Here is a 24,676-nt window from a genome sequence, read left to right as displayed (position 1 = left end):
CGTGCATATATGCACGTTGCACACAATGAATGGAGAATGCAAGGGCGACGTACCCCGATGCTATGGACTTACTTACTCTTCGTCGCGAGCGGCAGTATGCCCGTCGTGGTCGCACACACGCCTACCTGCAATTGCTGCGCCATCGTAATCAGCTTTTGCGCAGCCAGCGTACTCGCATAGTTATTGACGCACGACATGTATTCCGTCCCAAGCAGGCCAGGATTGAGCCGGCAGACGTTGGCCCGCGCCACGATGCTGGCGCCGGTGATCGCCCCACCGGCCGCAACAGCAGGCACGCCGGTGTCGCAAGCCGGCAGCAACCCTCCCGAAATCAGGCCGCCCCCAAGCACACCGTTAGCGGTATTGCGCGTCCAGCCGATGTCTTTGAGCGCCGCAGGGGTAAGGTCCAGCTTCAGGTTTGCCATCTGGCCGCTCTGAGCCACCGGTTCCATCAACGTATGCGGCTGCATCGTCAGATCCCAGTGCGACAGGCTGGAGCCAGGCTGTACGACGGGAGGTGCGTACAACATGCCTCGGCCCTGGTTGTCGGCACCCTGGTACATGCCTGCTATGGTCGCCAGCGTCACACTGACACCCGGGATACTGCCCTGCAGTTTCGTACCATCGGCCTGGGCGAGGCTGACCGTCGGGATCGCATTGTTGGTATAGCCATCCGTGAGGTAGGGCGCAGGCCCCGGCTGGTTGCTCACGATGATGATGCCAGTAGCACCCGCGAGCTGGGCCTGAAAGGCTTTGGTACCGCTGTTACAGCCACCTGCGACGGCGAGTGCGATCAAGCCTGCAAGTGGGCCACCATCGCCGCCGCTACCGGTGTTGATCAACGTCCCACAACCTTGCGAAGGATTGGCGCTGCCGTCGCTGACCACCGAGACCTGACCGACAAAATTGCTGGCGTTGGCTGGAGGTCCGAAGTTAGCCATACCGATCGAGTAGCTCGTGGTCGATGCGCCCATCCTGGCGTTGAGCGACAACCGGTTCAGCAGTACCAGTGGAATTTCCTGCGTCACGGTAGGCCCGCCGAACACCAACCCCTGACCGACGATTGAAGCTTTGCGCTGAGCTGTCGTCATCGCATTCCAGTTCAGGCCGGAAACGTGATCGAAGATCGGCGTCGAAAAGACATCACCCATATTGTTCAGCAATGCACCTGTGCTGACGTTGGTCGTGCTGGCGAAGCCTAGGCCATGGGCGATTTCGTGCATGACGGTGTCGATGAAATCGGTGGTGCCTGCTGGTGCGTTGTCGTCGAGCCCGTAATACCAGGTCGTGCCTGCAAGGCAATTGGGTTGCCCGATATTGGCATTGAAGCTACTGACGATAGCCGCACCGCCGCTTAGCAGATCAGCACCGTTTACCGCATTGGCCAACGCTGCGGGGTACCAGATATTGGGGATCGCGCTGGCATTGAAGTTATAGAGAACATAGGCGCTACGCGCCGAACCTAATACAGCGGTTGTAGCGGTGCATGCCAGCGCTGCAAAACTCGCCTGAACCTTGATCGGGACCGTGCTGTTTATCACGCTTCCCCATGCATCGGCGGCGTACTGATAGGCGATCGTTCGTTGTTGACCGAGCGTCGTGCCGGGGTTGCCGCCTACCGGTTGTACGACAGTAGGATCGTTGAGGCCCAGACCGGCCTGATCCACATTGACGATGACCATCTGGGTCGCTTGAGCCGCGCCGGCTAGCGCTAACAGGACCGCTGCAGCAAGACCATTTTTAAGCATGCTCATGGCTGTTCTCCCAGCGGGCTGACTAGCGATTCAGGCATGCGCATGATGTAGCCGCCGTGAGGGAGCGGGCGCAGGGTGGTGAGCGCCTCAGCTTCATTGCGCGGCAGCAGTGCGCCGTTCGCGAACGTTCTGGGCTGCGCGACGGATGTTTTGAGTTGATTGATTTCGTCCGCTGTAGCCGGTCGCAATTTGTGAGTAACGGGATCGAGTGTGACGATTTCGCTATTACCCACTTCCTGACTTGAAGATAATGGAGCGTTCCTTGTTGAAGTTTGTGCAAGAACCGAACCGCTGATGAGTAGTGCCATTCCCAAGACCCATCGAGCTCCCTTGTAGCACCGTTGATAGCCACTCATATCGTTCTCCTGTGATCGAACGTTAAGTGCGCATCTCCAACTGCTGGAGCAGCGTGCCGAATCGCTTCGGTAAAAATATGATAGGTCTGATATTTAGGGGGAAATGGGTTTAATGATCTCCGGATTGATTCAAATATTCATCTGGCATATGTGTGTTAATGCTTCACTCAATCCGGCAGAATCGCCACCGCCCGCGTCCAGCCGGCACTGGCGTTCCGAATCTTCGCGGGAAAGCAGACCACGGTAAAACCATCGGCCGGCAGGCTCTCCAGGTTGTGCAGTTTTTCGATCTGACAGTAGCCCGCTTCGCGCCCGGCCTTGTGGCCTTCCCAGATCAGGCTGGCGTCGCCCGTTTCCGCATAGCGCCGCGCAGTGTGAGAAAACGGCGCGTCCCAGCTCCAGCCATCGGTGCCGACTACCCGCACGCCAAACGACGTGAGATGCAGTGTCGCGTCACGACCCATGCCGCAGCCGCTATGGATGTAGTCGGCTTCGCCGTAACGCTCGCCGGCTCGCGTGTTGACGACCACGATTTCGAGTGGCTTCAGCGTGTGGCCGATACGCGCCAGCTCCGCGTCGATTTCCGCAGGCGTCACTACATGACCGTCGGGCAGATGACGGAAATCGAGCTTCACGCCGGGCTGCATGAACCATTCGAGCGGCACTTCGTCGATTGCGATCGCGCGCGCGCCGCCGTCCATCGTCGGGTGGTAGTGCCAGGGGGCGTCGATATGCGTGCCGTTATGTGTCGATAACGTGACCGTTTCGACGGCCCAGCCCATCCGGTCCGGCAATTGATCGACGGTCATACCGGGAAACGACGCGATCAGATCGACGGCCGATGCTTCGTGTGTCGTGTAGCCGATCGAAGGTCGCATGAACGGCGGGTCGGAGAGCGTGTCGTTATCGAGGGCAATGGAAATGTCGATCAGTCTTGTCATGGAATGCTCCGTATTGAGGGAGGTGTAATACGCGTCACGCGACAATCCGGCCGACACACGAACCGAAGCCGATCGTGACGAAGCCGGCACGCTGGCAGCGTCCGTGGAAGGTGATTTCGTCGCCGTCCTGCAGGAACGCGCGCTGTTCGCCATTGGGCAGCGTGACCGGCTGCGTGCCGCCGAACGTCAGTTCAAGCAGGCTGCTCAACTGGTCGCGTGTCGGCCCGGAAATCGTTCCGGTACCGATCAGGTCGCCGGGCAACAGATCGCAACCGCCCGACGTGTGATGCGCAAGCATCTGCGCGGGCGTCCAGTACAGGTACTGCGCGTTCGAATGGATGATCTGCGCCGCCGGCGTGCCCGCTGCGCGCATCGCTTCGGTCGACAGCTTCACGCTGAGATCGACGTCGATGCCACCGTGGCGCTGATCGACCGGGTCGTGCAGATAGGGGAGCGGCTGCGGGTCGGACGCAGGGCGTTCCATGGCCGGCATGCGGAACGGAGCGAGCGCATCGGCGGTCACGACCCACGGCGAGACGGACGTGCCGAAGTTCTTGCTGAGGAACGGGCCGAGCGGAAACATCTCCCAGCGCTGCACGTCGCGCGCGGACCAGTCGTTGAGCAGGCTGAAGCCGACGATATGATCGCCGGCTTGCGCCACCGGAACCGGCTCGCCGAGCGCGTTGCCCGCGCCGACATAGAAGCCCATTTCGAGTTCGAAATCGAGCCGCTGCGACGGACCGAAGACCGGTGGACGATCGGCCGTGCCGCCACGCTGGCCATGCGGCCGGCGGATCTGCGTACCGGACGGACGCACCGATGAAGCGCGGCCGTGGTAGGCAATCGGTACCCACTTGTAGTTCGCGGGCAATGGGTTATCGGGCGTCAGTAGCGAACCGGCCGCGATCGCGTGATGAATGCCCGAGTAAAAATCGGTGTAGTTGCCAACCGCGGTCGGCAGGTGCAGCTCGCAGGCGGAAGCGGGATACAGCAGTTGCTCGTGCAGCGCGCGTGCGCGTGCACCTTCTGCGCTCTTGTCGTCGAGTAGTGCCGAAACCTGTTTGCGCAATTCACGTGACGGCGCGCGGCCTTGTGCGAACAAGGCGTTCAGCGTACCTGTGCTCGCCAGATCGGCAGCTTGCGCGGCCAGTCCTTCTAGCAGTCCGAGCTGCCGCGCACGCGTCACGTCGAATACGCTCGCGCCGATCGCAATGCCGAAGTGGCGCGATACGGTGGGCGTGACCAGGTCGCTGCTAAAGATGCCAAACGGCAGATTCTGGATCGGGAAATCGGTGTCGGGCGCGTTGGCGCTATCGACCCAGCTAGTCCGTTTGGGGTCATGTGTGGCGTCGAGTTCGATCATGATGCGAGGGACCTCCAGTAACGATAATAAAACGCGGCGAGACGCGCGTATGTCCGTGATTTGTGGGTCATTTGAACGCGGCTTCGGCGTTCGTGCTGGCGCTGTGCGCGGCGTCGGGCCGGCGCACCAGAAAACAGAACAGCATCGAAACAAACGATGCCGCGGCAAGCGCGGTCCACGCGTTTGTATATCCGTAGTGGGTGGCAACCCAGCCGTAGAGGGCCGGCAGCGTAACGCCGCCGAGCGCGACGATCGTCAGCATCAATCCACATGCGGTCGGTATGTCGGACAGTTCGATTTCGTCGCGGTACAGCCCAGGCATGGCGATCCACGGGACGAAGGCGAGAATGCCCATTCCGCCGATCGCGGCAGCGGCAATCTGCAGGCCGGCGGCGCCGAGATACGGAATCAGCAGGAGCGCGACGGATTCGATGATCAACGCGCCGACCATAGTCGGTATAACGCCAAACACTTTGTCCGCGAGCCAGCCGCCCACCGTGCCTCCGACCGCGCCGCTCGTCAGCAGCATGACACCGAGCGAATTCGCCGCAGCGGGTCCGAGCTGCAGATGCGCAACGCCATAGGCTGGCAACAGTTGGGCAGCGGTGAAATAGCTGCCGTAAGCGCCGAGAAAGCTCAAGCCGAGAAACCACAGGTTGCGATTGCCAAACGTGCGTCGTAACGCGGCGAGGTTGAGATGATTGCCCGCGACGCCGCGAGCACTATCGCTGCCGCGTGTCTCGAACGGCACGGGGAACACCCACAGGAGCGCGGCGAATGTGATCGCCCCCGCAGCGGCACCGAATAGCAACGCTGCGCGCCAGCCGAGTGCCGCGACGATATCGGTCCACAGATACAACCCGAGCGACGCGCCGACCGTAAACGCCACACCGGTGACGAGGCCGTTGGCCGTCGCGAGTTCGTGGTCGCGGAACCAGGCCGCTGTCAAACCAATGGCGCTGCCGATATAGACCGAACCACCCACACCGCAGATAAACCGCGCGACCAGCAACACGTCATAGCGGTGCGCCACGGCCGACAAAACTGTGCCGATTGTTTCGACCGCGATACCGAAGAGCATCGCGAAGCGCATGCCGAACGCTTCGGCGAGCATTCCACCCGGAATATGTGCAAGCCCGTAACCGGCGATAAACATGCCGATCACGACGCCCACTTGCGGCAGCGATAGATGCAGGTCTGCGATCAGGCCACCGAACGCCGGCACGATGTTGAACCAGTTGAGTGTGAACTGCAAAAACGATACGAAGATGATCGCGAGCGCGACCCAGCGGCTGTTCATTCGCATGATCGGTCTCCGCGAGCGATGTCACGCGTGCGCTGATTGCACGACAGCGCGCCGGAGTTCCAGCAGATGGCCATACAATGTCTCCTGATCGAGCACCCGATCTTGTTTGTATGAGTGAAGTTTGCACGAGTGTACAATATTTTATTCGTGCGTGTGTAAACGCACATGCGTGTCAACAGACCCAGATCGATTCATGGCAAATAGACCTCGACTTCAAGCCGACACCGCGACACGGCGCAAGCCGCCGGCTCGCAAACCGTCCGCGGGCGCGAAGCCTCATCGTTCCGTCATCCCCGCAGAAGAAGCGTCACGCCCCGACCGGCGCGCCGAGATTCTGCGCAGCGCGGAAATCCTGGTTGCGCAGCATGGCTATCATGCCGTGTCGGTGCGCGACATTGCCGCGCATGCCGGTGTGCCGTTTGCGCTCGTCGGTTATTACTTCGGCAAGAAAAACGAATTGCTCAAGACGATGTTCGAGCATCGCAAGCCGTATATCACCGAGCGGATGACGCGCATGCGGGAAGTGGACACGTCGCGTGACAATCCGCAAGCGGTGGAGGACATCGTTCGCGCGTGGGCGGAGCCGGTGGTCGCGTTGCGCGCGGACGAGGACGGCGAGTCTTTTTCCGTGCTGGTGGCGCGCACCATGTGGGAGCCGGGCGAAGAGGCGAGTGCGATCCAGCAGGAGTATTACGATCCGCTCGCGACGCTCTTCATCGATGTGATGTGCAAGGCGCTGCCGGGCACGAAGCGGGACACCGTGGTGTGGGGCTACGAGTTTGCGCTGGGCGCGTTGCTGATGCTGGTGGCCGACCGGCGCGTCGAACGGCTGTCGAAGCACGGTGCGACTTGGGGCGACCCGAAGCAGTGCGAGCGGCTGATCCGCTTTCTCACTGAAGGCTTTCTGTCGATGGCAAAAAAATAGCGGCGCGAAAAACGGTGCGGCCGCTGCGCAGAATACACAGCGGCCGCACGGGTGCCTCTATCAGACCAAATCAGACCAAATCAGAACAGATGCTGGATACCGGCGTACACACCCGACTGGCTATGACCGACGATCGGGTTGTCGCTCGACACCGTATCGCCCGCGCTATTCGCATTCAGGCCGAAATTCGCCGTCTTGCTGTTCTGCACCGTCGCGATCTGCATGTCGAGCAGCGTCCGCTTGGACAGGTTGTAGGTACCGCCGACCGTATAGATCGTCGCGTTACCCGCCCCCTTGTTTGCATTGACGTGATACACGGCGGCGATCAGCGACGCGGCCGGCGTTGCCTGCCACGTCACGCCACCCCATTCGTGATCGAGCGTGGTCGGCGCGACGCCCGCCGTTGCATCGCCACCCGACGTGCGGATCGCCTGGTACGCACCTTGAATCTTGAACTTGCCGAGGAACACGTTGACTGCCGCCGTATATTCACGCGATGCGGTGAACGGATCGGTTAGCTGACCGTTTTGCGCATTGCGGATTTCGTCGTAGATACCGCGTACCTGGAAGAGCGGCGACGTATAGGTGAGCTGCAGCCCGGCCCAGCGTCCCTGTGGCGTCGTGCCATTACCGTTCCAGCTGGTGGAGTTCGACAACGCGTATTGTCCGAACGCGTCGAACCCGCCGATGGTCGGCGACTGGTACGAAATGTTGTTGCTCGAGTGCAGCCAGTTGCGTCCACGTACCAGCGACGCCGACGACCAGTTCGATTGCCCGAACGGATCGAAGTCCCACACACCGTTCGAGATGAACAGCTCACGTCCGAGCAGCAACGTACCAAACTGGCTACTCGCGATACCGACCGTCGCATAGCGATCGAACAGACCGTCGCTGCTGCCCTGACCGTTCATCGTGTTGAACGCGCCTTCCAGATGGAATACGGCTGCGTAACCGCCGCCCAGATCTTCGGTGCCTTTCAAACCCCACAGGCTCGTACCCCAGTCGCCGCTCTCGGCGCGAAAGCGGCTGGCGCTGCCGGTGGCAGGACTGTTCGGACCCGCACCGGTCGGTGCGCCCGACATGTACTCCACACCTGCATCCACGCGTCCATACAAGGTGACGCTGCTCTGCGCCTGTGCACCCGCCGCTGTGGCCAGCAAGGCGGCCATCAGCGCTGTCTTCCTCTTTCTCATCTTTTTCTCCGTGTGATGTAGCGGACCGACCGCGTCCGCACCGGCTCAAGGTTGTTTGTCTATCGAGAGGCTACGTTGGTGATCGGCTGCCGGCGCGATGCGTGCCGTGAGTCGCTTCGAACTGCGAATGCTCACTATGTGGGCGCATCGAGTTGCGCCGGCGTTTGAACACCGGCAGACACTATAGGGAGGTTTGTCGGCGCTGCAGTGGCCCCGACAGGCGTTGCGAATATGTGGGAAAGGGGGTGTGCAAGCGGGTAAAGCACTGCGTTCGTTGCCCCGGGATCGGAAATTGCTGAAGCAACGGCATCCATCACTTCCGGTACCGATCATGCGTCACAAGCTGATTCTTTCGCTACTCGCCTCACTCACGATGGCGGGCGTCGCCTATACCGCGCACGCCGCATCGCGCGACGAGCAAACCAAAGCCTGCAAGGCTGATGCAATGCATTTCTGCGCGTCCGACATTCCGAACAAGCAGAAAATCACTGCATGCATGAAGACGCATTACGACGAGCTGAGCCCCGGCTGCAAGACGATGTTCCACAAGCCGGCGGATGGGGGATCGAAGCAGCCGGTCAATCGGTAGACGATCGCTGCGCGTTACTCCAGTGCGGCGAACGCATCCTCGATCGACGTGCTGTCGGTGGGTCGCACGACGCGCGCAACTTCGCGGCCATCGTGCAGAAAGATCAGTGTCGGCCATAGCTTGACCTTGAACGAGCGGCCGAGCGGTCGGCCGGGACCGTCTTCGATCTTCAGATGCCGCGCGGCCGGGTGGCGTGCCAGACCCTCTTCGATCAGCGGCCTTGCGCCCTGGCAATAGCCGCACCAGTCGGTGCCGAAATCGAGAACCACTACGCCGGCAAATGCATCAACTTCGGCGCGGGTGGGGGCGGTCTGCGAGTAGGGTTGATCTGCTGCCATCGTTGCTCCGTGAACGGGTAGTCGTATCGGCATTCAATGTAGCGGAAAACGCGCGATGTGGCAGCGTGCGTCGCGAACCCCGCGTTTCGAAGTCATTGCGCCTTCAGCGTACGCCGCGCGCCCGGTAATGCTCGAGCACGAAGTCGACAAAGCGGCTCGCCGCGCCGTTGCTGGCCGTGTCGTCTTTAAGGGCATCTGGGTAACCAAAATGCAGCGGCGCAGTCAGCGCAGGGGGCTTTTTCAACCGGCAATAGACGACACCCACCTGGCTGTAGCGCTGCATCGAAGCAGGCACCAGGGTCACACCGAGCCCCGCGGCCACGAGCCGGATGCCGAGCAACATGCGCGGCACCTCGCGAGCGATATTCGGCGAGAAACCCGCTTGCCGGCATGCCGCGAGGATGTCGGCATACATGCCCGGCGCACCGGGACGGCGGACCAGAATGAAATCTTCGTTGGCGAGCGTGTCGAGTGCCACCTCCGGCGGCGTGCCGCGACGACGTTTGAGCAGCGGATGACCGTCCGGCAGCACCACCACCATCGGCTCTTCGTCGAGCATCGCGAACGATAGTCCGGTTGGCCGCTCGACCGGCTTGCGCAGAAACGCAACGTGGACGAGACCGGTGATGAGCCGCTCGTTGACTTCGGCGGCGTTGAGATCGGTGAGATCGACCGCGACATCGGGATGTAGACGCCGGAATTCGCGAATCGCTTCGGTCGTGAGCGGATGAAACCCTGCTGAACTCGTTAGACCGATTGCCACCGTGCCGATCTCGCCGCGTGCAATTCGCTTCGCGCGTTCGGCGGCCTGTTGCAGACCTTCGATGAGCCGCTGCGCGTCTTGCGCAAACGCCTCGCCTGCCGGTGTCAGCACGACGCCGCGCGGCAGGCGCATGAACAGATCGAAGCCCAATTCTTCTTCGAGCAGACGGACCTGCTGCGATAGCGGCGGCTGTTGCATCGCGAGACGTTCGGCGGCGCGGGTGAACTGGCCTTCTTCGGCAACGGCCAGAAAGTAACGCAGATGACGCAGTTCCATGTTGCCGGCTCCTCAGTGACCGATTGCTTGCCATATTCTATATGTATGGATATGGCATTGATTGTGTATTTTACATTTACCACGCTCCCTCCTACGATCGTGCCCAACGCATCGCTGCACCAGCCGATGCGCACAAAAACAATCGACAGGAGACAGCACAATGAAAAAGCACTGCCTTGCCGCGAGCGTCGCGGCGGTTACCGGGGTGGCCTGCGTACCGGCTCACGCGCAGTCGTCGGTCACGTTGTACGGGGTGATCGACACCAACATCGAGTTCCTCAACCATGCGGGCGCGAATGGCGGTAGCCTGGTACGCGAGAACTCGGGCGGTCTCAGCAATTCGCGCTTCGGCTTTCGCGGCGTAGAGGACCTGGGCGGCGGCAACCATGCGTTCTTCGTGCTCGAGGCTGGGATCAACAGCAATGACGGCACCAATGCGACGGCCGGCACGCTGTTCAACCGGACTGCGGCGGTGGGGTTGTCGAATGCGTTCGGTTCGCTGTCGGCGGGGTTGCAGTACACGGCGATGTACGACGTGCTCGAGCGTTATGATCCGATGGGCTATGCGCCGCAGTACACGTGGTTTCCGACCACCGGTTCGTCGGACGATCTCGCGTACAAGGCGCGCTTGAACAATTCGGTCAAATACGTTGGGCACTTTGGCGGCTTGACGACGATTGCGGACTACAGCTTCGGCGGCGATGCAGCATCGTTCCAGAGCAGTGCGGCATATGGCGGTGGACTCGAATACGACATCGGTGGGTTCTCGGCGGCGCTGGCCTACGACTACCGGAACGGTGCGATCAATTCGACTGGCCTGTGGTCGAAGACGCGCAACTGGAGCGCGTCGTTTCGCGACGATGTGAACGGTGCGCTCTCGGTGATGGGAGGCTACGAGCACTATCTGCTCAATCCGACGAAGGGCGCGACAGTCTCCGCGGCGTTATGGTTCGGTGGGGTGCGCTATCTGTTTGCACCGGTGTTTCGGCTGACCGCTGCGACCTACTATCAGTCGAACAAGACGCACAATGTATCGAATGCGTGGATGGGTGTGTTGAGTGCCGATTACCTGCTTTCGAAGCGCACCGATCTATACGCAACGGTCGCGTATGCGGCTGCGACACGCTATGCGAATGGCAGCTACACGCCGGTCGGTGTAACCGATGAAACCGCATTCGCGTCGAACCAGACCGGCGTGACGCTGGGTATTCGTCACCGGTTCTGAACGATACATGCGGACAGGAGCAGACAGGATGAGTAGCAATCGATCGCGAAAGATGCGCCGCTGCGTGGCGGCGCTGTACGCGGCGCTGGCGATAACAGTCACGCCCGCATTTGCGCAGCACGAGTACCGGCCGAACCTGCATCCGGTCGGAACCATCGCCGATGCGCGTCTTGCGATCGACACGCCGCAGGGACAGGCGCAGTTCCCGCTCTACCTGTCTGCGGACTGGAACGTGCCGCAACCGCAGATCGAGCGCGCGGTGATCGTGATTCACGGCAAGCTGCGCAATGCGGACGTGTACTTCCACACGGCAGAGAAAGCCCGCGAGCGCTCGGGCACCGACGCCGGTAAGACGTTGCTTATAGCGCCGCAGTTTCTCGCCACGGTCGACACGCAAGTCCGCTCGCTGCCCGCCGATCTACTGCGTTGGAAAGACAATGCATGGATGGGCGGCGAGGCGGCCGAGGGTAGTGCGCCGGTCAGCTCGTACGCGGTACTCGATGCGATCGTCGCGCGGCTTGCTGACCGGCATCTGTTTCCGAACCTGAAGTACGTCGTATTCGCCGGTCACTCGGGCGGCGCGCAGGTCGTGCAGCGATATGCGGTCGCCGCACACGATCTGCAGGCCCTCGCGGACGAAGGCATCGACGTTCGCTACGTCGTATCGAGCCCGTCGTCGTATGCGTACTTCGATGCCCGTCGTCCGAATGCGCAAGGCACGTTCGAGCCTTTCGACGCCGCCACCTGTCCGTCGTTCGATGCATGGAAATACGGCATGCAGGAACGGCCGCCGTACGTAAACGACCGCACACCCGAGGCGCTCGAAGCAGCCTATGCGAAGCGCTACGTCGACTACCTCGTCGGCGGCCAGGACGACGATCCGATGCATCCCGCGCTCGACAAAAGCTGCGCCGCCGAATCACAAGGTTCGCAACGCCTCGCGCGCGCCACGGCATACTTCGCCTATATGCAGGCCCGTCACCCGGACGGGCTGAACCAGCACTTCCACGTCGTGCCCGGTGTCGGCCACAACGGCGCGCGGATGCTGACTTCGCCGTGCGCACTCGCAGCGATGTTCGGAACGGGACAATGCACGCAATGAACGATCTGTCTATCCACCCGCAGGACGGCAAGCAAGACGAGGCGGTCGCTCAGCCGGCGCTAAGCCGCTCGATGGTGCGCCGCGCGATCTTCGCATCGGTGCTCGGCAACGGGCTCGAATGGTTCGATTTTCTGATCTACGGTTACTTTTCGAAGATCATCGCGCAGGTGTTCTTTCCTGGCGACAACGCGTTCGTGTCGATCGCGCTGACGCTCGCTACTTTCGCGATCGGTTTCTTCGTGCGACCGCTCGGCGGCATTCTGCTCGGCCTCTACGCGGACCGCGTGGGGCGCCGCCGTGCGCTGTCGCTGCTGATCGTATCGATGGCTGCGAGCACGCTGCTGATGGGCCTGACGCCGTCGTACGCGACGATCGGTATCGCTGCGCCGTTACTCGTCGTGCTTGCGCGATTGCTGCAGGGGCTGTCGGTGGGCGGTCAGTTTGCGACCGCGTCGGCGATGCTGGTCGAATACGCACCGCCCGGCAAGAAGATGTTCTACGGCAGCTTCAACATGTCGTCGCAGGCGTTCGCGCTGTTGTTGTCCTCGGGCGTGGGCTGGCTGTTGACGACCCAGCTCTCGCACGCGCAGCTCGTGTCGTGGGGATGGCGGTTGCCGTTCCTGATGGGCTCGCTCGCGGGACCGATGGGTTTCTACATCCGTCACCGTGTGGCCGAGTCACCGGAGTTCGAAGCGTTGCGCGGTCACGACGGCGATGCCGCGCCGCGCCAGTCGTTGCGCGAATTCTTCCGCGCTAACAGCGATGCGGTGATCTGCGCGATGGGTGTGATCATCGTTGGTGCGGCGACCAACTATGTCTGGCATTCGTACCTGTCGTTGTATGTCGAGCGGCAACTGCATCTGCCGCTGTCGAGCGCGCTGCTCGGTGCGTTCGTATCGGGCGCGCTGAATCTGTTCCTGTTCCCGGTGTCGGGCAAGCTCGCCGATCGTTACGGGCCGTACCGCTGCTTCTATCCGGTCGTGATTGCCTGGGTGATCTGCGCGTACCCGCTGTTCCATTTCGTCATCACGCAGCCCACGCCGCTGCATCTGTTCATCGCGCAGATGATCGCGACCGTGTTTCTTGCGGCGATGTCCGGCGCGCATCCCGGCATGCTTGCGACGCTTTTTCCGGTGCGCAACCGCTCGACCGGCGTCGCGCTGTCGTACAACATCGCGGTGACGCTGTTCGGCGGCCTGGCACCGCTGACGATCACCTGGCTCACGCATCTATCTGGCAGCAGCCTCACGCCGGCGTTCTATCTGATCTTCGCCGGTCTGCTTTCGCTGGCGATGGTGTTTTTCACGAAGTCCGGACGCGAACCGGGAGTTTCGTCCGCTTCAGCCGATGTGTGCTGAAGCGCCGGGCCGTCATCCTTATGAGTGTTCCCGCATGACCCAGATTTTTCATCCCGACGACGAACGCGCACCGAACGAGCGCCCGGTGAAGGTCGTGGCACCTCAGCGTATTGCAGTGAAGACCGCGGCGGGCGAGGGCATCGTCCCGCTCTTCGCGACCGATGCATGGGACGCGCCGCAATCGAGTGTGCGACACGTCGTGATCATGATGCACGGCCGCCTGCGCAACGCCGATACCTACTTTCGTCTCGTGCAGCAGGCGCGCGACGCAGCAGGCCAGGATGCATCCGAAACGCTGTTGATCGTGCCGCAATTCCTCGCTACCGCCGACGTGGAGGCACATCGCCTCGCGCCCACCACGTTGCACTGGGACTGGACCGGCTGGATGGGCGGCGGTGCGGCAACGAACGCCGCACCGATCAGCTCGTTCGATGTGCTCGACGCGATCCTGCGCCGCCTTGCGCAGCGCGACAGTTTTCCTGCGCTGGAGACGGTCGTGATTGCCGGTCATTCGGGTGGCGGCCAGGTCGCGCAGCGCTATGCGGTGGTGGCGCGCGGCGAGGCGCAACTCACTGACTGTGGCATCGCAGTGCGCTACGTGATCGCGAATCCTTCGTCGTATGTGTACTTCGACACGCTGCGGCCGGGTGCGGACGGCTCCACGTTCACGACCTTCGACGACGCGCGTTGCCCCGGCTTCAACGACTGGAAGTACGGCCTGGACCGGCTACCGGCCTATGCACTCGAGACGATGCGCGGCGGTTGCGCCGCTACGCTCGAAGCCGCGTATGCGCATCGCGACGTCGTGCTGCTGCTCGGTGGCGACGATAGCGACCCGGCGCACCCGGCACTCGACACTTCCTGCGCGGCACGCGCGCAGGGTGCGCACCGGCTGGAGCGCGGCCGCGCGTATGCGCGCTATATGCGTATGCGTCATCCCGGAGAACTGAACCATTGCTTGTTCGAAGTGCCGGGCATAGCTCACGACGGCGCGGGAATGTTCACCTCTCCTGCGGGGCTCGCGGCGTTATTCGGTCGCTAGCGCCTCTGCACCAGGCCGGCCGCTTTCGCTCGCCGTCGACGGCCACGACGCCGCTTCAGGATTGGTCCGGCAGGGAGATGATTCAGGTTCGGCGTGCGGGCGCGTCGGTTGTTGCCTTGCCGCGTGCCGCCGCTTTCGCAGTACCTTTCGACGCGGTTGCAGACGCTGTCGCCTCAGGCACCGCCAGCGCCGCTTCGGCCTGCTCGAGCCGGACCATCGCTTCCCCCACCTCATGACGGAATTGCCGCAGTGCCGCATGCGGCGCATCGGGCGGCTGCAAGGCCGACCACAGCACGTCGATCAGTTGCTCGGCGGTCGCTTCGATGTCGGCGGGCCGCTGGCCGAGCGTCGCGTCCCACAGCACGTGCTCCATCGGACCGAACACCAGCGAACGCAGCAGCCGCAGCGGCATGTCGGCGCGCACCTGGCCGCTTTCCTGCCCGCGCGCGAGCACGACCATCAACGGCGCCGTGTAGCGCCGCTGATGGTCGGTGAGCGCAACGCTTAGGTCGTGATGCTGCGCGCGGCCCTCGGAGAGCACGAGCGCGCATAGCCCGGTGCCATTCACCAGCATCAACCGCAAATGCATGCGTACGATGAAAGCGAACTGTTGCCGCACGGTGCCGTCCTGCGGCAGGCCGGCTTCGATCGCTCCGATGATTTCGTCGTACCAGTCGCCGATCACATGCGCGCACAGTTCGCGTTTGCCGCGGAAATAACTGAACACCGTTGCCTCGGATACGCCGAGTCGCTGCGCGATTTCCGCGGTGGTAGCGCGCTCGTAGCCTTTTTCCGAAAACACATCTCGACCGGCTTGCAGGATTTCCTTCACGCGCTGCTGCGACTTGCGGCCAGCCGGCTGGCGCCGTGTAGCGGGCAGGTCGGGGCGACCGGCAGCGACAGTGGCCGAGGGTGGGACGGAGCCCCGGCCATGCGCCGGGGCTGTTTTCGGTGTGGTCATCGTATGAGTATTAGTCAGTTTCCAGCGCTAGGAAAACCGCGAGGAATGGCCTTGATCGCCGGATTACAGCACTTTCAGCCATTTCATGCATATCTGAGTATTACTCAAAAATTCCAAAAAATCTATTGACGCATACGTCAATCTAGCGTGAAATTCGCGTTGCACGGACAGCGGTGCGGCAACAGGCCTGGCACGCGGTCCGAATCCCGAATCATGGAGACACAGATGAGCAATCTGCCCGGTTTGCAATTCCCGCTTGGTGAAGAGATCGAAATGCTGCGCGACACGGTCGCGTCGTTCGCGGCGAAGGAAATTGCGCCGCGCGCCGGCGAGATCGATCGCACCGACCAGTTCCCGATGGACCTGTGGCGCAAGTTCGGCGACCTCGGCGTGCTCGGCATGACGGTCGCGGAAGAATACGGCGGCGCGAATATGGGCTACACCGCGCACATGGTGGCGATGGAGGAGATTTCGCGTGCGTCGGCATCGGTCGGTTTGTCGTACGGCGCGCACTCCAACCTGTGCGTGAACCAGATTCACCGCAACGGCACAGCGGCGCAGAAACAGAAGTACCTGCCGAAGCTCGTCTCCGGTGAGCACGTCGGTGCGCTCGCCATGAGCGAGCCGAACGCCGGTTCCGATGTGGTCAGCATGAAGCTGCGCGCGGAAAAGAAGGGCGACCGTTACGTGCTGAACGGCACGAAGATGTGGATCACCAACGGCCCCGACTGCGACACGCTGGTCGTGTATGCGAAGACCGACCCGGAAGCGAACTCGCGCGGCATTACCGCGTTCATCGTCGAAAAAGGCATGAAGGGTTTCTCGGTTGCGCAGAAGCTCGACAAGCTCGGCATGCGCGGCTCGCACACCGGCGAACTGGTGTTCCAGGACGTCGAGGTGCCGGAAGAAAATATCCTCGGTCAGCTTAACGGCGGCGTGAAAGTGCTGATGAGCGGGCTCGACTACGAGCGCGCCGTGCTCGCGGGCGGCCCGACCGGCATCATGGTCGCGGTGATGGATGCGGTTGTGCCGTACATCCACGACCGCAAGCAGTTCGGCCAGGCGATCGGCGAGTTCCAGCTGATCCAGGGCAAGGTCGCGGATCTCTACACCACCTTGCAGGCGTGCCGCGCCTATCTGTACGCAGTGGGCCGGCAACTCGACACGATCGGCACCGACCACGTGCGTCAGGTGCGCAAGGACTGCGCGGGCGTGATCCTCTATACCGCCGAAAAAGCGACGTGGATGGCCGGCGAGGCGATCCAGATTCTCGGCGGCAACGGCTATATCAACGAATACCCGGTCGGCCGTCTGTGGCGCGATGCGAAGCTGTATGAAATCGGCGCTGGCACGAGCGAAATTCGCCGCATGTTGATCGGTCGCGAACTGTTCGCCGAGACCCTGTAACCGGATTGCTGCGAACCCCAGCGAATCTCAGCTAACGACAAGCACACAGCGCGTAGAACAGGAGTTTCCCGTCATGCCGATCATCGAAACCAGGCTGAACCCGCGCTCGGACGATTTCCGCGCCAATGCTGCCGCGCTCGAAGCGCTGGTCGCGGATCTGCGCGCGAAAGTCGACAAGCTCGCGCTGGGCGGCGGCGCGCCGGCGCGCGACAAGCATGTCTCGCGCGGCAAGCTGTTGCCGCGCGACCGGATCGCCCAGCTACTCGATCCGGGCACGCCGTTTCTCGAGCTGTCGCAGCTTGCGGCGTACGGCATGTACAACGACGACGCGCCTGGCGCGGGTGTGATTACGGGCATCGGCCGCATCGCGGGCCAGGAATGCGTGATCGTCTGTAACGATGCGACCGTGAAGGGCGGCACCTACTACCCGGTCACCGTCAAGAAGCACGTGCGCGCGCAGGAAATCGCAGCGGAAAACCATCTGCCGTGCGTCTACCTCGTCGATTCGGGTGGCGCCAACCTGCCGAACCAGGACGACGTGTTTCCCGATCGCGATCACTTCGGTCGCATCTTCTACAACCAGGCGAATCTTTCCGCAGCGGGCATTCCGCAGATCGCGGTCGTGATGGGCTCGTGCACCGCAGGCGGTGCCTACGTGCCCGCGATGAGCGACGAGTCGATCATCGTGAAGAACCAGGGGACGATTTTTCTGGGCGGCCCGCCGCTCGTGAAAGCGGCCACTGGCGAGGAAGTCAGCGCCGAAGACCTTGGTGGCGGCGACGTGCATACGCGGCTCTCCGGCGTGGTCGATCATCTCGCGCAGAACGATGCGCATGCGCTGGCTATCGCGCGCAGCATCGTCGGTAATCTGAATCGTCGCAAGGATGTGCCGGTCGCGCTGCAACCGGTAGTGCCGCCGCGCTACGATGTGAAGAGCCTCTACGGCGTGATTCCCGTCGATACCCGCAAGCCGTTCGACATCCGCGAGGTAATCGCGCGCATCGTCGACGACTCCGCTTTCGACGAATTCAAGGCCCGCTACGGCACGACGCTCGTTACCGGTTTCGCGCATATCTGGGGGCACCCGGTCGGCATCATCGCGAACAACGGCATCCTGTTTTCCGAGTCGGCGCTCAAGGGCGCGCACTTCATCGAGCTGTGCAGTCAACGCAAGATTCCGCTCGTGTTCCTGCAGAACATTACCGGCTTCATGGTCGGTCGCAAGTACGAGAACGAAGGGATCGCGCGTAACGGTGCAAAGATGGTGACCGCGGTCGCGACGGCGAAAGTACCGAAGTTCACGGTGATCATCGGCGGGTCGTTTGGGGCCGGCAACTACGGCATGTGCGGACGCGCGTATTCGCCGCGCTTCCTGTGGATGTGGCCGAACGCGCGCATTTCGGTAATGGGCGGCGAGCAGGCTGCGTCGGTGCTCGCGACGGTCAAGCGCGATGGCATCGAAGGGAAGGGCGGCACGTGGACCGCGGAGCAGGAAGAAGCCTTCAAGCAACCGATCCGCGAGCAGTACGAGCACCAGGGGCATCCGTACTACGCAAGCGCGCGGCTGTGGGACGACGGCGTGATCGACCCCGCACAGACGCGCGATGTGCTCGGCCTCGGGCTATCCGCGGCGATGAACGCGCCGATCGAAGACACGCGCTTCGGCGTGTTCCGGATGTAAAGCGCAAGACCTGATAGCGCCGAAGGAGCGATCCGACATGCAATACGAAACCCTGAACCTCGCATTCTCAGGTCAAGGCACGAGCCAGGTGGCGACGGTTACGTTGAATCGCCCTGACGTGCGCAACGCGTTTAACGAGGTGATGATCGCGGAGCTGACCGCGGCTTTCACCGCGCTCGATACGAACGACGACGTGCGCGCGGTCGTGCTGGCCGCGAACGGCAAGGCCTTCTGCGCCGGCGCCGACCTGAACTGGATGAAGAAGATGGCCGGTTTCTCGGATGCCGAGAACCGTGCCGATGCGCTGCGCCTTGCAGCGATGTTGTCGGCGATCTATCGCTGCCGCAAACCGGTGATTGCACGTGTGAACGGCGACGTGTACGCGGGCGGCATGGGCCTGATTTCGGCGTGCGATATCGTCGTTGCGGTCGACACCGCGCGCTTCTGTCTGTCCGAAGCGCGCCTCGGCTTGATCCCCGCAACGATCGCGCCGTATGTGATCCGCGCGTTGGGTGAACAGGCATCGCGCCGCTACTTCGCCACCGCCGAACAGTTCGACAGTGCGACTGCACTGCGACTCGGTCTAGTCAGCGAAGCAGTGAGCGAAGCGCAACTCGACACAACCGTGCAGCAGCTTGCCGCAACGCTATGCGCAAACGGTCCTTCCGCGGTGCGCGAATGCAAGGCGCTCGTGCAGGATATCGCGGGCCGCACGCTCGATACCGCGCTGATCGAAGACACCGCGGAACGGATCGCACGTGTGCGTGCCGGCGCCGAAGGTCGCGAAGGCGTGGCATCGTTCCTTGAAAAACGCGCGCCAGCTTGGCGCGGCGACTCCGCATAACGTTCGCACACGCGATGTTCCTACGGCAACCCACCATCGGCGAGACACCTCCATGTTCAACAAGATCCTGATTGCGAACCGGGGCGAGATTGCGTGCCGCGTCGCAGCCACGTGCCGGCGGCTCGGCATTACGAGCGTTGCCGTGTATTCGGACGCGGATGCCGGCGCGAAACACGTCGCCGCCTGCGACGAAGCGGTGCATATCGGCGGCGCCACCGCTGCGGAAAGCTATCTGCGCGCGGAACGCATCGTCGAAGCGGCGCGTGCGAGCGGTGCCCAGGCTGTGCATCCGGGCTACGGCTTCCTGTCGGAAAACGAAGACTTCGCGCGTGCCTGCGAGCAGGCCGGCATCGTCTTCATCGGACCGCCGGTCACAGCGATTGCGGCGATGGGTTCGAAAGCTGCCGCCAAGGCATTGATGCATGCGGCCGCGGTGCCGCTCGTACCGGGTTATCACGGCGACGATCAAGACGCACAGTTGTTGCAGCGCGAAGCCGACGCTATCGGCTACCCGGTGCTGTTGAAGGCAAGTGCGGGCGGCGGCGGTAAGGGCATGCGCGTGGTTGAGCGCAGCGCCGATTTCGCCGCTGCGCTCGCGTCATGCAAGCGTGAAGCGGCCAGCAGCTTCGGCAATGATCGTGTGCTGATCGAAAAGTATCTGACGCGGCCGCGTCACGTCGAGGTGCAGGTGTTCGCGGACCGTCATGGCGGCGCGGTGTATCTGTTCGACCGCGACTGCTCGGTGCAGCGGCGTCACCAGAAAGTGCTGGAAGAAGCGCCCGCGCCCGGGTTGCCGGCGGAGCTGCGCCGTGCAATGGGCGAAGCTGCAGTCGCTGCAGCGCGCGCGGTGAACTACGTCGGCGCAGGGACGGTCGAGTTCATCATGACCGGCGGCGACTTCTACTTCATGGAAATGAACACGCGTCTGCAGGTCGAGCATCCGGTCACCGAAATGGTGACGGGGCTCGACCTCGTGGAGTGGCAATTGCGCGTCGCGGCCGATGAACCGCTGCCGCTTGCCCAGGAACAGCTTGCGTTGACCGGCCACGCCATCGAGGCGCGTATTTACGCCGAACATCCGGCACGCGGCTTCTTGCCGTCCACCGGTACGCTGCGGCATCTGCGGATGCCTGAAGGCGTCGAGTTCATCGTCGGCGAAGGTGGCGAGCGCGCGCCGGTGCGGATCGATAGTGGTGTGCGCGAAGGCGACACGATCACGCCGTATTACGACCCGATGATCGCCAAGCTGATCGTCTGGGGCCCGACGCGCGACGAAGCGCTTGCGCGGATGCATCGCGCGTTGCAAGGCTGCGAGGTGGTCGGGCCGCACACTAACGTTGAATTCCTGCAGCGTATCGTCACGAGCGAACCGTTCTCGACCGGCGATCTCGATACCGGCTTGATCGAGCGTCATCACGATGCGCTGTTCGCTCCGGCGAAGAAGCCGTTCCGCGAAGCGCTGGCGCTTGCCTGCGCAGCGTTGCTCGCACGCGAAGGCGGTGCGGCGCAATCCGCATCGCCGTGGGATGGGTTGTCGCACTGGCGGCTGAACGGCGGCTATACGCAGACGCTGGCATGGCGTGACGTCGACAACGACAGCACATTCGATGCAACGTTCGCACGCGACAGCCTCGGTGCTGGCACGCAAACGCTCGCTCACGCGGGCACGGTTGACGCCTTTACGTGGTGGCGTGGGTCGAATGCACACGAATTCGGCGCGACGCTTGGCGATGCGCGCGTAACAGGACGCGTCTTTGCCGACGGCGACACGTTCCATGTGTTCTGCCGCGGTGCCGCGCTCGCATTCGAATGGCAGAACGTGCTTGCGCATGCTGCGGACGTCGAGCACGGCGAAGGCCGGCTCACCGCGCCGATGCCGGGCAAGGTGATCGCCGTGCTGGTCGAAGCGGGCGCCACCGTCGAGAAGGGCACGCCGCTCATCGTGATGGAAGCGATGAAGATGGAGCACACGATCGGCGCACCGAGCGCCGGCGTCGTCGAGGAAGTGCTGTATGCGGTCGGCGATCAGGTTGCCGACGGAGCGCAGTTGCTGACGCTCAAAGTGGAGTGATGACGCGGGCCGGTATTTACGCGAGGCGCGGATAACCGGCTGCGAATGCTTCGTCTTCGAGTTGCCCGATCCGCGCGTAGTCTGCGAATGTAAGCGCTGTGAAGCGTTTGAGCCGTAGCTGCGCAGCGCGTTGCGGCTGCGCATCGTTTGCCGCGTTCAAGGCGTGCCGTAGGGCGATAACGGTCTCCGGTGCAACCGTATTTGCCGCAATCAACGGCAGCCCCGGCGACGCGGCGCTCCAGCCGATCTGCCGAACCTGCTGCGCCAGCCCGAGCAGCGCGTCGCGCACATACGCCATCGTCACACAATCAATCGCCGCCAGATCCGCGCGATCCTCCGCCAGCGCACGCAGCGAGCCCAGATGCGAGCCCGTGCACACCACCTCGCCAAAAAAACGGCCGTCGCGTGCCAGCGGCGCGACCGCGTACCGCAACACATTCATGCCACTGTTCGAATCGTCCTGATTGAAGGCCGCACGCGCACCGCGGCACGCTTCGAGCGTGGCCAGCGGCGCGCTCGCACGCGTGACGAGTGCACTCGAATAATCGGTGCCGGCGCAGCCGGGCACATCGAACTCCGGTGTTGCGACGAGTTGCACGCGATCCTGCAGGCCATGCATCAACGGATAACCGCAGGTCTGCGCTAGCAGCAGATCATCGCGGTGCCACAGTGCATGCAAGTCGTTGCCGGCATCGATGATGGCGACGTCGGGCGTGACCGCGCGCAGCGCGTCGTCGAGCAACTCGCGCCACAGGGCGGCGAGCGCGGGGGTCACGTTGTACATCGGGAGGGTGGCGATCCAGGTCATGGCCGCGATTGTGGCATATCCGTTTGCCGGTCGCCGGGTGCTGCGCCTAACCGTCGCGACTGCAAGATCGCCGGGCCGTAGAAGCCAGCCCGTAAGGCTTTCACGCATGCATCGCGACGTGCATACCGTGCTAAATCGCTAGTAAGCCGTGCGATTTGAACAGCGTCGATAGATGAGGCGGGGCACTATGACCTCACACACAGCGCATCGCCCTGAGCCTGCGGCCGAATCAGGCTGCGCCATCGCATCCATCCCTCTGGAGGTGCTGCATGACCACTGCAGCTGACTATCTCGTCGCCACGCTCGCGCACGCCGGCGTAAAACGCATTTATGGCGTCGTCGGCGACTCGCTGAATGGCGTCTCCGATTCCCTGCGACGCTCGGGCGAAATCGACTGGATTCACGTTCGACACGAAGAAGGCGCGGCGTTCGCCGCCGGTGCCGAAGCGCATCTGACCGGTCAGCTTGCGGTGTGCGCAGGCAGTTGCGGGCCGGGCAATCTGCATCTGATCAACGGGCTGTTCGATTGCCAGCGCAGCGGTGTGCCGGTGCTGGCGATTGCGGCGCATATCCCGAGCAGCGAGATCGGCATCGACTATTTCCAGGCGACGCACCCCGAAATCCTGTTCAAGGAGTGCAGCCATTACGTCGAACTGGTATCGGATGCCGCACAACTGCCGCAGATCCTGACCCGCGCCATGCGCGTCGCCGTGGCCCGCCGCGGCGTGGCGGTCGTCGTCATGCCCGGCAATGTGGCGTTGTCGCCGTCGGTGGCCGAGGTGCCGCCCTGGGTCGTGCCCACGACACCACCTGTGCTGCGCCCCAGCGAAGATGACATCGCCTGCCTCGCAGGTCTGCTGCACGAGGCATCGAGCGTGACGCTGATGTGCGGCGCGGGCTGCGCCGGTGCGCGCGACCAGGTGCTGGAACTGGCGAAGCGGCTCAAGGCACCGATCGTGCATTCGCTACGCGGCAAGGAGACCATCGAGCACGACAATCCATACGACGTCGGCATGACGGGCATGGTCGGTTTCGCATCGGGCTATGCGGCGATGAAGGCGTGCGACATGTTGCTGCTGCTCGGCACGGACTTTCCGTACCGGCAGTTCTATCCGGACAACGCCAAGATTGCCCAGATCGATGTGCGCCCCGAAGCGCTCGGCAACCGGTGCTCGCTCGATCTCGGTCTGCTCGGTACGGTGAAGGACACGCTCGATGCGCTGCTGCCGCTGCTAAACGAAAAGACCGATGCATCGCATCTGAACCGTGCGCTCGAACACTACGGCAGCGCGCGCAAGGATCTCGATGCGTTGGCCGAAAGCAATCCGTCGAGCACGACGATTCATCCGCAGTATGTGACGCGACTGGTCAGCCAGCTCGCCGCGGACGACGCGATCTTCACCTGCGACGTCGGTACGCCGATCGCGTGGACCGCACGCTACCTCAAGCTGAACGGCAAGCGCAGGCTGATCGGCTCGTTCAATCATGGGTCGATGGCCAACGCGATGTTGCATGCGATCGGCGCGCAGGCGGCGTTTCCGAAGCGTCAGGTCATCTCGATGTCGGGCGACGGCGGCTTTGCGATGATGATGGGCGAATTTCTCACGCTGGTTCAGGCCGGTTTGCCCGTGAAGGTCGTGGTGCTGAACAACGGCACACTTGGTTTCGTCGAAATCGAAATGCGCGCGTCGGGCTTTCTCGACACGGGCACCGAGCTGATCAATCCGAACTTCGCGAACATGGCCGAGGCGATCGATGTGAAGGGCATCCGCGTCGAGCGGCCTCAAGACCTCGAAGCCGGCCTCAAAGCGGCGTTTGCTCATGACGGTCCGGCACTCGTCGACGTCGTCAGTGCGCGTCAGGAATTGATCATGCCACCGAAAACCACTATCGACGAAGCTTGGCATTTCGGCCTCTTCATGATGAAGTCGGTCATGGACGGACGCGGCCGCGAACTGATTGATATTGCCAAAGTGAATCTGACGCGCTGATGCGGGCCAGACATTCCGGTGAGCGTATGCGCTCCACGATCGGGCGGCAATCGCTCAAGAACGCGTGCGCAGCCCGCACAGCGAAAGATTCGCTCACGCGAAGAACGGGATCGACACGCCGCTGTGAAGCCGCAGCAAGCCTGCTGATGTGTGCGCTGCTAACGGCGTGTAGCGGTTCGCCGTCGGTAGGGATTCTCGGTGCGTACTTTCCGGACTGGTTGTTCTGCGTGACCGGGGGCGTGATCCTGACAGCGGTCGTGCACGTGCTGTCGTACCGCCGCGGTTACGGCAGCTGGCTCACGCCCCCAGCGATCGTTTATCCCGCACTGACTGCGCTCTTTTCGATCGTGCTCTGGGCCGTTGGCTTCAATCTGTGACGGAC

22 protein-coding genes are annotated in these 24,676 nt (G+C 62.7%); 12 read left to right on the top strand and 10 right to left on the bottom strand.

All coding sequences use genetic code 11. The features are described from left to right. Nucleotides 1–68: 68 nt before the first annotated feature. The 5 genes from FNZ07_RS01270 to FNZ07_RS01250 all read right to left on the bottom strand — a co-directional run bounded on the left by FNZ07_RS01270 (nucleotide 69) and on the right by FNZ07_RS01250 (nucleotide 5,720). Nucleotides 69–1,754, bottom strand: coding sequence for a PA domain-containing protein (locus tag FNZ07_RS01270; RefSeq protein ID WP_091007344.1), 1,686 nt, complete (start codon nucleotides 1,752–1,754; stop codon nucleotides 69–71). Beyond that, the gene (locus FNZ07_RS01265) at nucleotides 1,751–2,062 is read right to left on the bottom strand and encodes a hypothetical protein (protein WP_143098015.1); all 312 of its coding nucleotides are present in this window, start codon (nucleotides 2,060–2,062) and stop codon (nucleotides 1,751–1,753) included. The genes FNZ07_RS01270 and FNZ07_RS01265 overlap by 4 nt, the downstream gene beginning before the upstream one ends. A gap of 215 nt (nucleotides 2,063–2,277) precedes the next feature. Continuing rightward, nucleotides 2,278–3,051, bottom strand: a complete 774-nt coding sequence (locus FNZ07_RS01260; protein WP_091007338.1) for a cyclase family protein — start codon at nucleotides 3,049–3,051, stop codon at nucleotides 2,278–2,280. 34 nt (nucleotides 3,052–3,085) lie between these two features. Next, the gene (gene fahA / locus FNZ07_RS01255) at nucleotides 3,086–4,414 is read right to left on the bottom strand and encodes a fumarylacetoacetase (RefSeq protein WP_177228239.1); all 1,329 of its coding nucleotides are present in this window, start codon (nucleotides 4,412–4,414) and stop codon (nucleotides 3,086–3,088) included. A 67-nt stretch (nucleotides 4,415–4,481) separates the two neighbouring features. After that, the gene (locus FNZ07_RS01250; RefSeq protein WP_091007336.1) at nucleotides 4,482–5,720 is read right to left on the bottom strand and encodes an MFS transporter; all 1,239 of its coding nucleotides are present in this window, start codon (nucleotides 5,718–5,720) and stop codon (nucleotides 4,482–4,484) included. 193 nt (nucleotides 5,721–5,913) lie between these two features. Here FNZ07_RS01250 and FNZ07_RS01245 point away from each other — a divergent pair, with 193 nt between their 5' ends. Continuing rightward, the gene (locus tag FNZ07_RS01245; protein WP_091007333.1) at nucleotides 5,914–6,645 is read left to right on the top strand and encodes a TetR/AcrR family transcriptional regulator; all 732 of its coding nucleotides are present in this window, start codon (nucleotides 5,914–5,916) and stop codon (nucleotides 6,643–6,645) included. A gap of 80 nt (nucleotides 6,646–6,725) precedes the next feature. Here FNZ07_RS01245 and FNZ07_RS01240 read toward each other — a convergent pair whose 3' ends face one another. Further along, the gene (locus FNZ07_RS01240; RefSeq protein WP_091007330.1) at nucleotides 6,726–7,838 is read right to left on the bottom strand and encodes a porin; all 1,113 of its coding nucleotides are present in this window, start codon (nucleotides 7,836–7,838) and stop codon (nucleotides 6,726–6,728) included. A 331-nt stretch (nucleotides 7,839–8,169) separates the two neighbouring features. Between FNZ07_RS01240 and FNZ07_RS01235 the strand changes: the two genes are divergently transcribed. Next, nucleotides 8,170–8,427 (top strand): hypothetical protein, encoded by a 258-nt coding sequence (locus FNZ07_RS01235; RefSeq protein WP_091007327.1) that lies wholly within the window; start codon nucleotides 8,170–8,172, stop codon nucleotides 8,425–8,427. 14 nt (nucleotides 8,428–8,441) lie between these two features. Here the strand turns inward: FNZ07_RS01235 and FNZ07_RS01230 are convergent, their stop codons facing one another. Together FNZ07_RS01230 and FNZ07_RS01225 are read right to left on the bottom strand one after the other, a co-directional pair. After that, nucleotides 8,442–8,765 carry a thioredoxin family protein gene (locus FNZ07_RS01230; protein WP_091007324.1) on the bottom strand — a complete coding sequence of 108 codons (324 nt, stop codon included), beginning with the start codon at nucleotides 8,763–8,765 and terminating at the stop codon, nucleotides 8,442–8,444. Nucleotides 8,766–8,868: 103 nt separating this feature from the next. Continuing rightward, nucleotides 8,869–9,804 (bottom strand): LysR family transcriptional regulator, encoded by a 936-nt coding sequence (locus FNZ07_RS01225; protein ID WP_091007321.1) that lies wholly within the window; start codon nucleotides 9,802–9,804, stop codon nucleotides 8,869–8,871. Nucleotides 9,805–9,964: 160 nt separating this feature from the next. Between FNZ07_RS01225 and FNZ07_RS01220 the strand changes: the two genes are divergently transcribed. From FNZ07_RS01220 to FNZ07_RS01205, 4 genes are read left to right on the top strand one after another with little or no spacing between them, the layout of a single operon-like run. Then, complete coding sequence (locus FNZ07_RS01220) at nucleotides 9,965–11,029, top strand: porin (protein ID WP_091007318.1); 1,065 nt, start codon at nucleotides 9,965–9,967, stop codon at nucleotides 11,027–11,029. Between the two features lie 28 nt (nucleotides 11,030–11,057). After that, nucleotides 11,058–12,131 carry a hypothetical protein gene (locus FNZ07_RS01215; protein WP_091007315.1) on the top strand — a complete coding sequence of 358 codons (1,074 nt, stop codon included), beginning with the start codon at nucleotides 11,058–11,060 and terminating at the stop codon, nucleotides 12,129–12,131. Further along, the gene (locus FNZ07_RS01210; RefSeq protein ID WP_407670576.1) at nucleotides 12,119–13,489 is read left to right on the top strand and encodes an MFS transporter; all 1,371 of its coding nucleotides are present in this window, start codon (nucleotides 12,119–12,121) and stop codon (nucleotides 13,487–13,489) included. Before FNZ07_RS01215 ends, FNZ07_RS01210 begins: the two co-directional genes overlap by 13 nt. Nucleotides 13,490–13,523: 34 nt before the next feature. Continuing rightward, on the top strand, nucleotides 13,524–14,531 hold the full coding sequence (locus tag FNZ07_RS01205; RefSeq protein ID WP_091007312.1) for a hypothetical protein: 1,008 nt from the start codon (nucleotides 13,524–13,526) through the stop codon (nucleotides 14,529–14,531). Between the two features lie 82 nt (nucleotides 14,532–14,613). Here FNZ07_RS01205 and FNZ07_RS01200 read toward each other — a convergent pair whose 3' ends face one another. Further along, a complete protein-coding gene (locus FNZ07_RS01200; protein ID WP_091007309.1) occupies nucleotides 14,614–15,492 on the bottom strand; it encodes a TetR/AcrR family transcriptional regulator in 879 nt (292 codons plus the stop codon). Nucleotides 15,493–15,717: 225 nt separating this feature from the next. Between FNZ07_RS01200 and FNZ07_RS01195 the strand changes: the two genes are divergently transcribed. The 4 genes from FNZ07_RS01195 to FNZ07_RS01180 all read left to right on the top strand — a co-directional run bounded on the left by FNZ07_RS01195 (nucleotide 15,718) and on the right by FNZ07_RS01180 (nucleotide 21,495). Further along, on the top strand, nucleotides 15,718–16,899 hold the full coding sequence (locus FNZ07_RS01195; RefSeq protein ID WP_091007306.1) for an isovaleryl-CoA dehydrogenase: 1,182 nt from the start codon (nucleotides 15,718–15,720) through the stop codon (nucleotides 16,897–16,899). 73 nt (nucleotides 16,900–16,972) lie between these two features. Then, nucleotides 16,973–18,580 (top strand): carboxyl transferase domain-containing protein, encoded by a 1,608-nt coding sequence (locus FNZ07_RS01190; protein WP_091007303.1) that lies wholly within the window; start codon nucleotides 16,973–16,975, stop codon nucleotides 18,578–18,580. A 37-nt stretch (nucleotides 18,581–18,617) separates the two neighbouring features. Next, nucleotides 18,618–19,424 carry an enoyl-CoA hydratase/isomerase family protein gene (locus tag FNZ07_RS01185; RefSeq protein WP_091007300.1) on the top strand — a complete coding sequence of 269 codons (807 nt, stop codon included), beginning with the start codon at nucleotides 18,618–18,620 and terminating at the stop codon, nucleotides 19,422–19,424. A gap of 52 nt (nucleotides 19,425–19,476) precedes the next feature. Then, nucleotides 19,477–21,495, top strand: coding sequence for an acetyl/propionyl/methylcrotonyl-CoA carboxylase subunit alpha (locus FNZ07_RS01180; protein ID WP_091007297.1), 2,019 nt, complete (start codon nucleotides 19,477–19,479; stop codon nucleotides 21,493–21,495). Nucleotides 21,496–21,511: 16 nt separating this feature from the next. Here FNZ07_RS01180 and FNZ07_RS01175 read toward each other — a convergent pair whose 3' ends face one another. Further along, complete coding sequence (locus tag FNZ07_RS01175; RefSeq protein WP_091007294.1) at nucleotides 21,512–22,303, bottom strand: phosphate/phosphite/phosphonate ABC transporter substrate-binding protein; 792 nt, start codon at nucleotides 22,301–22,303, stop codon at nucleotides 21,512–21,514. A gap of 269 nt (nucleotides 22,304–22,572) precedes the next feature. Between FNZ07_RS01175 and poxB the strand changes: the two genes are divergently transcribed. Together poxB and FNZ07_RS01165 are read left to right on the top strand one after the other, a co-directional pair. Beyond that, nucleotides 22,573–24,294 carry a ubiquinone-dependent pyruvate dehydrogenase gene (poxB, locus tag FNZ07_RS01170; RefSeq protein ID WP_091007291.1) on the top strand — a complete coding sequence of 574 codons (1,722 nt, stop codon included), beginning with the start codon at nucleotides 22,573–22,575 and terminating at the stop codon, nucleotides 24,292–24,294. Nucleotides 24,295–24,320: 26 nt separating this feature from the next. Further along, nucleotides 24,321–24,671, top strand: coding sequence for a YtcA family lipoprotein (locus tag FNZ07_RS01165; RefSeq protein WP_091007288.1), 351 nt, complete (start codon nucleotides 24,321–24,323; stop codon nucleotides 24,669–24,671). Nucleotides 24,672–24,676: the final 5 nt, after the last annotated feature.

Source organism: Paraburkholderia megapolitana (assembly GCF_007556815.1).
Lineage (GTDB): Bacteria > Pseudomonadota > Gammaproteobacteria > Burkholderiales > Burkholderiaceae > Paraburkholderia > Paraburkholderia megapolitana.
This window is presented reverse-complemented; position numbering and strand designations above follow the sequence as displayed.